The sequence below is a fragment of the Sulfuricurvum sp. PD_MW2 genome (assembly GCF_002633015.1).
Lineage (GTDB): Bacteria > Campylobacterota > Campylobacteria > Campylobacterales > Sulfurimonadaceae > Sulfuricurvum.
In genome coordinates this window covers 1-2,800 of sequence record NZ_NSIU01000052.1, presented here as the reverse complement: position 1 = coordinate 2,800, position 2,800 = coordinate 1, and the positions used below count along the sequence as shown (strand labels likewise).

The following is a 2,800-nucleotide window of genomic DNA, read 5'->3' as shown; positions in this document are numbered from 1 at the left end:
AAGCAACTCTTTTTTACGAAATGGCTTCGAAAGATAATCAACCGCACCAGCCGTAAATGCTTTTTCTATGGTTTCATCCGAATCATCACTCGTTAAATAAATAATAGGTGTTTGTACATTATTAGGTAAATTGTGAATTTTAGCGGCTGTTTCAAAACCATCCATTTCCGGCATGATGATATCAAGCAAAACGATATCAACACGATTATGTTCTAAATACGTTAATGCATCTTTTCCGTTTCTTGCCAAATGAACTGTGTAATACGGAGAAAGACTTTCAGCGGATAATTTTAAATTTAACGGCTCATCGTCTACTACCAAAATTGAAGGTTTATTCATAAATATCCTTTTTTAGTGTTTGCAATAGTGCAATAGCAACTGAAAATTCAAATAAATTCAGAGCTTCTGAAAGCTTTGCGGCCACTATTTCGGATAAGTATGGCTTAACAGCATATACTAGGTTCTCAATTTCATCATCGTCAATAAACTCATTTGATTCCAGTTTAGCAAGCGTTGAATCTATCAGTTTGATGGTATCGGCAGTGTCAAGGAATTGATGGGTATGCATCTGATGTGAAACATTGCATTGATCAATTTCTACTATTAATTCGTTCAGGTCATCGCATAATGTATGTAATAACGCCTTGATCGTGTCGTCATCATCACTATTTTCAATATGGACTGCCGTTTCATGAAGTTTTATTGCTGCGATATTACCGCTTACCCCTTTGAATGTGTGTATAGCCGCTTTAAATTCTGCGCTCCCTATAGAATATTGCTCAACATGGGTACAAAAATTGCGTTGGGTCTTTGCAAAAAGTTTAAGATAATTAAGAATTTTTTCTTCGTCTTTATAAATCTTATAAAGATGTGACATATCAATACCTTTAAATGATAAAGAAGGCCCATTTGTAACCGATTTATTTGTTACAGGGCGTTCAACAACAGGTAGATAACGGGATAATACCATCTCCAATTCTTCAATATCTATCGGTTTTGACAAATGATGATTCATTCCAGCGGCAATGGTAAGCTCCTTGTCATGCTTCATAACTGCAGCGCTCAATGCAATAATAGGAGTTTTAGTATCAAAAAGTCTAATATTTTCAGCTGCCTCAAAGCCATCCATAACAGGCATTTGTAAATCCATAAATATCAAATCATATGTTTTGTTTTTGCATTTTTCAATTGCATCCAATCCATTCACCGCCATATCAACTGCAATTCCATAGCCTTCAAGTAAACCACGCTCAACCAATTGATTGATTTCATTATCTTCTACCATAAGAATATCTCCAGTAAAGTGTTTTTCCATAGATTCAGAAGACAAAGAATCTATAGAAATCATTGCAGTTTCTTCCATAACCAATGCATTTAAAAGCAATGAAGCAGTAATCGGTTTATGTAAAATTGCATGTGGAAGCACTTTTCTCATTCTCGCTTTTTCTTTTAAATCCTCTTTCATCAATGCACTGATCATAATTACTTTTGGAATTACCTCTAAACGACCATCATAAAGACGTTCCAATACATCAAATCCATCCAATCCGGGAACACGCCAATCCATCAGCATATAATCCAAAGGCATTTTTTGAGCGATTTCAAGCGCTTCGACTCCATTCGAACATAAAATGGGATGGATATTCCATGATTCTAAAATATCTACGATAAATTGTCCTTCAATTTCATTGTCCTCTAAAATAAGGAACCGTTTATCTGCAAAAGATTCTGGCAGAGCTTTTAAAATTTCATATTCAGATAATTCTAATTGCACAGTAAAATAAAAAGTTGTCCCTTCTCCTTTGATACTTTCTAACCAAATCTTCCCATTCATCATCTCAACCAACTGCTTTGAAATCGCAAGACCGAGCCCCGTTCCACCGTATTTACGCGTATTTGAAGCATCTGTTTGGGAAAAGGCATGAAACAGCATAGATTTTTCTTCTTGATCAATTCCAATGCCGGTATCGCTCACGGAAAATTGAAGCATAATTACTTGATTTCTCAGCTCGAGCAGTTTTGCATGAATCACAATATCTCCGTGCTCTGTAAATTTTACGGCATTACCAACTAAATTATTGAGAATTTGAGAGAGCCGTAGAGAATCCCCTTCTATCATTTTAGGGATCAATGGATCCAAATCAATATGAATTTCCATCCCTTTTTGCACAATGGAATATTCAAAAAGACCCGAAACAGTATGTAAAACTTCTTCCAAGGAGAATGGATGGTTTGAGAGTTCAAGCTTTCCTGCTTCAATTTTCGAATAATCAAGGATATCGTTAATTAATGCAAGCAGTGACTGGGATGATTGTAGTGACCGCTTCAAATAATCCTGTTGTAGTTCACTTAAATCCGTTTTCAATAATAATATGTTGATTCCGATGATACCATTGAGCGGTGTACGGATTTCATGACTCATATTGGCCAAAAATCCGCTTTTTAATCGTGTGGCTTCTTCTGCTTCTTCTTTTGCAACAATTAAATTATTTTCAAGTATCTTTTGTTCGGTGATATCATGAACAATCGCAACAATTACTTGATCATTATCAAAATTAAATAAACGAAGATTAATAATAACGTCATGCACAACTCCGTTTTTTGCTTTATGCTGGCTAGTGAATGTATCCCAACCTTTTTCCAAAATATTGAGTCTTATTTGATTAAATTGTTCTTCCGTCTGAAAAATATCCAGTTCTTTAAAACTCAGTTCTTTTAGCTCTTCTTCTGTAAATCCATACATCTGTATAAATTTGCTATTAAATTCTATAAATTTTTTCGTATCTGCATTTAATAATAC

The 2,800-nt window shown here is 34.8% G+C and carries 2 protein-coding genes; both read right to left on the bottom strand.

What is annotated here, in order from left to right; genetic code table 11:
- Positions 1-339, bottom strand: a 339-nt coding sequence (locus CJD30_RS11450; RefSeq protein ID WP_294919260.1) for a response regulator, incomplete at its 3' end; no start/stop codon positions are given.
- Positions 332-2,800 (bottom strand): response regulator (locus CJD30_RS11445; RefSeq protein WP_294919257.1); only part of this gene is annotated, 2,469 nt, incomplete at its 5' end. The genes CJD30_RS11445 and CJD30_RS11450, both read right to left, overlap by 8 nt.